Annotated in this window: 6 protein-coding genes and 1 pseudogene; 4 read left to right on the plus strand and 3 right to left on the minus strand. The window is 60.4% G+C overall.

Annotated features, from left to right (window positions below):
• From JJ869_RS20320 to JJ869_RS20330, 3 genes and pseudogenes are all read right to left on the minus strand, one after another.
• Positions 1-271, minus strand: a pseudogene (locus JJ869_RS20320) (ABC transporter substrate-binding protein); the annotation flags it as partial.
• A 237-nt stretch (positions 272-508) separates the two neighbouring features.
• Positions 509-2,008 carry a sulfatase-like hydrolase/transferase gene (locus JJ869_RS20325; protein ID WP_292270104.1) on the minus strand — a complete coding sequence of 500 codons (1,500 nt, stop codon included), beginning with the start codon at positions 2,006-2,008 and terminating at the stop codon, positions 509-511.
• Between the two features lie 97 nt (positions 2,009-2,105).
• Positions 2,106-2,981: a LysR substrate-binding domain-containing protein gene (locus JJ869_RS20330; protein WP_292270107.1), complete on the minus strand. Its 876-nt coding sequence runs from the start codon at positions 2,979-2,981 to the stop codon at positions 2,106-2,108.
• A 121-nt stretch (positions 2,982-3,102) separates the two neighbouring features.
• On the opposite strand from JJ869_RS20330, the gene JJ869_RS20335 reads away from it, so the two are divergent.
• The 4 genes from JJ869_RS20335 to JJ869_RS20350 all read left to right on the plus strand — a co-directional run.
• The gene (locus JJ869_RS20335) at positions 3,103-4,284 is read left to right on the plus strand and encodes a 2-aminoethylphosphonate--pyruvate transaminase (protein WP_292270108.1); all 1,182 of its coding nucleotides are present in this window, start codon (positions 3,103-3,105) and stop codon (positions 4,282-4,284) included.
• A 10-nt stretch (positions 4,285-4,294) separates the two neighbouring features.
• Complete coding sequence (gene phnA / locus JJ869_RS20340; protein ID WP_292270109.1) at positions 4,295-5,554, plus strand: phosphonoacetate hydrolase; 1,260 nt, start codon at positions 4,295-4,297, stop codon at positions 5,552-5,554.
• Positions 5,551-6,990 (plus strand): phosphonoacetaldehyde dehydrogenase, encoded by a 1,440-nt coding sequence (phnY, locus tag JJ869_RS20345; RefSeq protein ID WP_292270111.1) that lies wholly within the window; start codon positions 5,551-5,553, stop codon positions 6,988-6,990. The genes phnA and phnY overlap by 4 nt, the downstream gene beginning before the upstream one ends.
• Before the next feature lie 5 nt (positions 6,991-6,995).
• The coding region (locus JJ869_RS20350; protein WP_292270113.1) for a metallophosphoesterase at positions 6,996-7,727 on the plus strand (732 nt) is incomplete at its 3' end.

Raw genomic sequence — 7,727 nt, forward strand, 5'->3', positions numbered from 1 at the left:
CAACAACCAGAGGTTCCGACGGAAGGCGCTCTGCCAGCGGCGGCAGGTCCGGGTTGCCCTTGATCTGCGCGTTCAACGCTTCGATTTCCGGGTTCGCCTTGAACTCCATGGAGCAGCCCGCCGCTTCCTGAAAAGCGCTCAGTTCGTATTGCTGCGGGAATTCACCGGCGGCGACACCCATAGGGTCTGCGACTGTGACTGCGGGACAGTTGGCATAGGCCGCTGCCGGCAGGGCAATCAAGGCCACGCCTGAAAGTAGAAGTCGTTTCATTTTCTCTCCTGTTGGTTCCAAGTGGTGACGGGGGCTGTTCCCCCTTTTTTCCCGGTACATGCGGTGTCCGGTCATTTCGGGCTTCCGTGGACCGCGCGGCAGATCGGCAGATGCTTGCGCGGTCGGATCAGAACTTTGGCGCTACGCCTCCTTCTCGTGGTCAACCCGGTCGAAACAGCCGGGCTTTATATCTCTGGCAACCATGACATATGCGTGACAGGGCCAGATCGTTGCAAATCATGAGGCCACTTTCACGCCGTCATCCGTAATCAGCGTTCTCGAAAACGTACCGTCAGTGTTAACCATTCGATGGCAAAGCATATCCTGCATCAAATCAAGCATTGTCTGCACATGTGCCGGATTTTTTGCCAGATTCCGACTTTCGATGCCGCTGGAAGCATCCAACAGGATCGGCGGAAGCGCCCCGGCGAATTGTACGAATCGCATCGCACCACGACGCAGCACAGCAAGATTCGCCGCGTCTATCGACAGGCCATGGTCCGTCTGCCAAAGCGTCGGAGAGATCGGATCGCCAAAGTCCAATTCGGAAACCGTCACCTTTCGCCAATCCTTCGGGGTCGCTCCGTCGAGGAACGGCATCAGGCTTTTTCCGTCCATGGAATGGGGAATCTCCAAGCCGAGGCATCCAAGAATAGTCGGGGTGACATCAATGGATTCCGTCGGCTCTGTCACCGTGATCCCACGCACAGCAGCGTGCGGCTGCCGGATGATCAGCGGGACATGGAACGCGGCATCGTGAAAGGTCAACTTGCCCCACAACCCGTAATCGCCAAGCATCTCACCATGATCGGCAGTCAGAACGATCAGCGTGTCGTCATACTGCCCGCTCTGCTTGAGCCAGTCGATCAACCGCCCGATGTGATGATCCACCTCCGTGGCCAGTCCGAAATAGAGCTTGCGGATCATCTGCGTCGTCGCATCCGAAGCCTTAAGGTTTGGGAATCCGACCACCGTGGACGCCACATTGGCCTTGCGCCGCGCCGTTTCCACGTACGGGTGCCAATCAGGGTCATCTGTCGCTTTGGCAGGCGGCATGTCGGCCGCATCATACATATCATTATAGGGCGCTGGCGCCACAAATGGCGGGTGCGGTCGGATATAGGTCACCAGACCGAACCACCCTTGCGGTCGCTGACCCAAATCCTCGATCACGCGGTCCGTCAGATATGCCGTATCGCTATGCTCGGCCGCATATAGCGCAGGCGAATCCGGTGTATCACCCACCGGGCGGTACATGTCTGGATAGGCAGGCACATCATATCCGTGCGCGCGCAGATGGTCTTCCCACGCGCGGGAATCTCCTTCCAGCCGCATGCGCACGATCTCGTTGAAGCCGGGGGCCAGCTCTTCGTAGGAAAAGAGGCGCGGATCGTCTGGTGGCAGGAACCGTGGGTCCTGCGAAGTGTCGGTGTAGCCGAACAGCAGCGGATCAAACCCGGCATCCCGTGTGACCGTCGCAAGGTTGGGAACGTCCCGCTTGAGCGGCGTGCCATTGCGCGTGGCCCCGTGGTTTGACGCATACTGCGCAGTCAAGAGCGACACCCGCGACGGCCCACAAGGCGACGTCACAGAATAGTGGTTGCGGAAGGACACCGCGTCGGATGCAAGCGCGCGAATGTTCGGCAGATCGAGTGATGACTCAAGTGCACCAAACACGCAGTCCGCGCGCAATTGGTCTATCACGATGAACAGCGTATTCGGCGTTTTTTTTGACACGGCATTTCCCAGGCTGGCCCCGATCATGCCGAGAGACGGCCATATGTAAAGACAAGTGAATTGTATAGGCTCATAGGTACAGCCTATAGAGCGAATTTCAGGCCCCGGAGTTCAGGGACTTTTGCACCGCTTTCACGAAACCCCGGATCAAAGGCACATCACGGCGGGCAGACAGGGTGACCAGCGATTCCGACATGCCGATGTCCACATCCTCGAACGGAATGGCTTTCAGCCGCCGGTCATGTCCGAACTCCGCTTCGCTGATGAACCCGATCCCAGCCCCAGACGCCACCACCTCGCGCATCGCTTCACGTCCCTCAACCTCGATCGACGGGGTCAACGCCAGCTTCAGCCGGTCCGCCTCTTCCTCGACCTGTGCCCGCGTCCGAGACCCGATTTCGCGGTAGATCAGAGGATGTCGGACCAGATCGCGGAACTTCAGTTTCAGGGTGCCCTGTGGCAGATACCCCTTGGCCACAAGCGCCAGGATCGGCGTACGCCCAAGGTCGATACTGTCCAGATCCGGCGCGGAAATCGAATTGCCCACGACGCCGATCTCTGCCTCGTAATTGCGCAATCTGCGCAGCAAATCCTCGGTATTGCCCGTGCGGATGGTGACAAAGACATCCGGGCTGGCCTCTCTGAACCGGCGCACCGCATCGGTGATGTGCATGGCGGAATCCGCCATGATCCGAAGATGCCCGGACAAGGCGGTCCGACTCTCGTCGAACAAGGAACTGATCCGCTCTTCGACTTCGAACATTTCGCTGGTCAGACGGAACAGCGCCTCACCGGCATCGGTCATCCGCACCTGTCGCGCCTCGCGTGTGAACAGAAGAACATCATGCCGCTGCTCAAGCTGGCGCACCTGATCCGACACAGACGGCTGCGAAATGTTGAGCGCGCGTGCGGCGCGGGAAAACCCCCCATGCAACGCGACATGGTGAAACGCACGTAACTGGCTGTAGCGCATCCGGTCTCCGGGCTTTGTGAAACTGTCATAACCTTAACCTATCAATCAATAGAGAACAAAGATTTTACATATGCCTGACCAAACCGCATATCCAAAACCAGATCAGCTTTGGAACCACGCCATGTCTGCCACACCGCTGCCTGCCCCGGAACTCGGGGAACCCTACCTTCTGACCCCCGGCCCGCTCACCACGGCCTATTCCGTGAAACAGGCCATGCTCAAGGACTGGGGCAGTTGGGACGATGATTTCCGCGCAATGACCCGTGCTGTCAGGTCCCGTCTTCTGGCACTGATCGGCGACGGTAAAGACTCCTACGACTGCGTGCCGGTTCAAGGGTCGGGCAGTTATTGCGTTGAAGCGATGCTGGGCAGCTTTGTTCCCCGTGATGGCAAGGTGCTGGTGCTGGCCAACGGCGCATACGGTCTGCGTGCGGCGCAAACGCTCGGTTACCTCGGTCGGTCCTGCCACTTGCTCGACAAGGGCGATTACCTGCCCCCGCGCGGCGACGAAGTTGCAGCCATCCTCGCAAATGACCCCACGATCACCCATGTGCTGGCGATCCATTGCGAAACCTCCAGCGGCATCCTGAACCCGGTTGAAGAGATTGCCGAAGCAACCAAAGCCGCAGGGCGCAAGCTGCTGATCGATTCAATGTCGGCCTTCGGCGCCCTGCCGCTCGACCCGGTCAAACTCAACTGCACGGCGTTTGTGTCCTCGGCCAACAAATGTATCGAAGGCGTCCCCGGTTTCGGCTTTGTCATCGCCCGCAAGGACGAGATCGAGGCATCCAAAGGCAACTCACATTCCCTGTCGCTCGACGTACACGCACAATGGGCCACGATGGAGAAAACCGGCCAGTGGCGCTTTACGCCCCCGACCCATGTGGTTGCCGCTTTCCTCAAGGCGCTCGACCTGCACGAGGCCGAAGGCGGTGTGCCCGCCCGTGGCGCACGCTACACCCGCAACCGCGATGTGATGGTGCAGGGCATGCGCGATCTGGGGTTCGAGACCCTGCTCGCCGACCGCTGGCTCAGCCCGATCATCGTGACCTTCTTCTGCCCCGCCGATCCGAACTTCACCTTCCAGGGCTTTTATGACGCCATAAAGGCGCGCGGATTCATCATCTATCCCGGCAAGCTGACCGTTGTGGACAGTTTCCGCATCGGGGTGATCGGGCAGATGGACGAACACGTGATGCGCCGCGTGGTGGACGCCGCCCGCGACGCCCTGACCGACATGAACGTAAGCAGCGCGGCTCCGCCCGCCGCCGCTTTGGAAGAACGCAAGAAACTCGCCGCCTAAAGGAAGAGATATGCCGATTAAAAACCCCGTGGTCGCCAATGACCGCACTTACCCCGCGCCCAAGACCTGCGCGATTGCGATCTGTCTGGATGGCTGCGAACCCGAATACCTTGAAGTGGCCATCGCCGAAGGGCTGATGCCCACGCTCAAGCGCATCCGCGAAACCGGGACAGACCGTCTGGCCCATTCCGTGATCCCCTCCTTCACCAACCCCAACAACATGAGCATCGCCACGGGCCGTCCGCCCGCCGTGCACGGCATCTGCGGCAACTTCCTTTACGAGCCGGAAACCGGTCAGGAAGTCATGATGAACGATGTCCGCTTCCTGCGCGCGCCGACCGTGTTCTCCAAGTTCTACGAAGCAGGTGCGCGGGTCGCCGTCGTCACCGCCAAGGACAAACTGCGTGCGTTGCTCGGCGCTGGCCTCAAATTCGACGAAGACCGCGCCATTGCGTTTTCGTCCGAACGATCCGGCGACACGACCAAAGCCGAACACGGTATCGACAAGGCGTCAGACTGGCTTGGTATGCCGGTGCCCGAAGTCTATTCCGCCGACCTGTCGGAATTCGTCTTTGCCGCTGGCGTGAAACTGCTGAAAGAGTGGAAGCCGGACGTGATGTACCTGTCCACCACCGACTACATCCAGCACAAGTTCGCCCCTGATGAACAGGGTGCCAAAGACTTCTACGCGATGTTCGACCGCTACCTGACCGAGCTTGACGCCATGGGCGCCGCCATCGTCGTCACCGCCGATCACGGCATGAAGCCCAAACATGACGCCAACGGCGATCCGGCGGTGATCTATGTGCAGGACCTGCTCGACGAGTGGCTGGGCGAGGCGACCGCGCGCGTGATTCTGCCAATCACAGACCCGTATGTGGTGCACCATGGCGCGCTGGGGTCGTTCGCCACCGCCTACCTTCCTTCGGGTGCAGATCAGGCCGACATCATCGCCCGCCTGCGCGCTTTGCCGGAGATGCTCGAAGTTGTGGACAAGGCCACAGCGGTCCAGAAATACGAACTCCCCGCCGACCGCATCGGCGACATCGTCATGATCTCGACCGAGAACATGACCATTGGCACCTCTGCTCACCGCCACGACCTCGCCGCGCTCAAGGAACCGCTGCGCAGCCATGGCGGGCTGACCGAACAGGAAGTGCCGTTCATCGTGAACCGCAAGATCGACCTGCCCAACGCGCCAACCCTGCGCAACTTCGATGCGTTCTTCTACGCCACAACCGCCGCCGCGCTTGAAGAGGTGCCCGCATGACCGAAATCCGTCACGAACAGATGCGCATCGGTGGTGAAAAGGTCGACACCGAGGCGCGGCTTGAGGTGCGTTATCCCTATACCGACGAGGTGATCGGCACCGTCCCCATGGGCACCGCCGAACACGCCCGCCGCGCGTTCGAGATTGCCGCGAACTACAAACCCAAGCTCACGCGCTATGAACGAAGCCAGATCCTGCAACGCGCTGGGCAACTGATCGGCGAACGCCGCGACTACCTTGCCAAATGGCTGACGTTGGAATTGGGCATCTGCCACCAGCATAGCATCTACGAGACCAAGCGCGCGCAGGACGTTTACCAATTCGCCGCTGCCGAGGCGCTCAAGGACGATGGCGAGATTTTCTCGTGTGACCTCACCCACAACGGCAAGGCGCGCAAGATCTTCACCATGCGCGAACCCGTCCGCGCCATCAGCGCGATCACCCCGTTCAACCACCCGCTGAACATGGTCAGCCACAAGATCGCGCCGTCGATTGCCACCAACAACTGTATGGTGTGCAAGCCGACGGAATTGACTCCACTCACGGCGCTGACCTTGGCCGACATCCTCTACGAAGCCGGCCTGCCGCCCGAGATGTTCCAGGTCGTCACCGGCATGCCCGCCGATATCGGCGACGAGATGGTGACGAACCCTAATATCGACATCATCACCTTCACCGGCGGCGTTCCCGTCGGCAAACTCATCGCTTCCAAAGCAGGCTACAAGCGCACAGCACTGGAACTCGGCGGCAATGACCCCCTGATCGTCTGCAACGACCTGAGCGATGCCGATCTCGACAAGGCTGCGACCATCGCCGTGGCGGGTGCCACCGGCAACTCCGGCCAGCGCTGCACCGCGATCAAGCGCATCCTCGTGCAGGAAAGCGTCGCGGAACGGTTCGTGCCGCTGGTGGTCGAGAAGGCCAAGAAGATCAAATTTGGCGATCCACAAGACCCCGCCACGGAACTCGGCTGCGTGATCCACGCTCAGGCCGCCGAACTGTTCGAAAAGCGCGTCTACATGGCCGCCGACCAAGGTGCCAAGGTGCTCTACGATCCCGGTCGCAAGGGCGCACTCCTACCCCCCATCGTCGTTGATCATGTGCCTAATGACAGCGAACTTGTGATGGAGGAAACCTTTGGCCCGATCATCCCAATCGTCCGCGTCCCCGACAACGACGAAGAGGTCATGCGCATCTCCAACAGCACCGATTTCGGCCTGTCCTCGGGTGTTTGCACGAACGACCTGAACCGCGCGATTGCCTATATCAACGGTCTGAACGTCGGCACCTGCAACATCTGGGAACAGCCGGGCTACCGGATTGAAATGTCCCCCTTCGGCGGCATCAAGGACAGCGGTAATGGCGTAAAGGAAGGCGTGATCGAGGCGATGAAGTTCTTCACCAACGTCAAAACCTATTCCCTGCCCTGGCCCTGACGCACATGACCTTCACCCATAAGATCGTCTGGATCTCCGACCTGCACCAGACGGTCTCTGGGCAGGTCGAAGGCGTGAACAGCCACGCGCGGCTGCATCAGGTGATCGAACAGGTGAACGCGCATCATGCTGACGCTTTGTGCTGCGTCGCATCCGGCGATCTGTGTGATACCGGAACGGCAGAGGAATACATGGAACTGAGCAAGGCGCTGTCAGACCTGCGCGTGCCGTTCCTTCCGATGATCGGCAATCACGACAATCGCGGGAACATGATGGCGGCCCTCCCTCGACCCGGAACGGGGCCGGAGGGCTATTATCAATACCGCCACGACCTCGACGGCAATGTGACCCTGCTCTGCCTCGACACGCACCTGCCGGGCAGCGATGCGGGGCAAATGGATGCTGCGCGGCTTGACTGGCTGGCCTCGGAACTTGAGCAAACCCGTGACAGACGTGTTCTTGTCTTTGCACACCACCCTCCAGGGCCTCTGGGCCTCGGCTTGCTGGACGACATGCCCTTGCTGGACCACCAGCCTCTGGTCGATCTCCTATCTTCGGCTCCCCAGATCGAACACCTGTGCGTCGGCCATGTGCACCGCCCGCTGTCCGGCGTGATCGGCGGCGTGCCGTTTACCGCGCTCCGCTCCATCGCGCACCAGACCCGACCGCCGCACCAGACATGGGACTGGTCCAATTTCGTAGCACCCGAGGAACGCCCGCAATACGCGGTCATCCTG

The sequence above is a fragment of the Marivita sp. genome, assembly GCF_017643905.1.
Classification (GTDB): Bacteria; Pseudomonadota; Alphaproteobacteria; order Rhodobacterales; family Rhodobacteraceae; genus Marivita.

Excerpts from the sequence above, each read along its gene's own strand:
- JJ869_RS20335 (WP_292270108.1), top strand. The coding sequence starts at position 3,103 with ATGTCTGCCACACCGCTGCCTGCCCCGGAACTCGGGGAACCCTACCTT.
- phnY (WP_292270111.1), top strand. The coding sequence starts at position 5,551 with ATGACCGAAATCCGTCACGAACAGATGCGCATCGGTGGTGAAAAGGTC.
- JJ869_RS20330 (WP_292270107.1), bottom strand. The coding sequence starts at position 2,981 with ATGCGCTACAGCCAGTTACGTGCGTTTCACCATGTCGCGTTGCATGGG.
- phnA (WP_292270109.1), top strand. The coding sequence starts at position 4,295 with ATGCCGATTAAAAACCCCGTGGTCGCCAATGACCGCACTTACCCCGCG.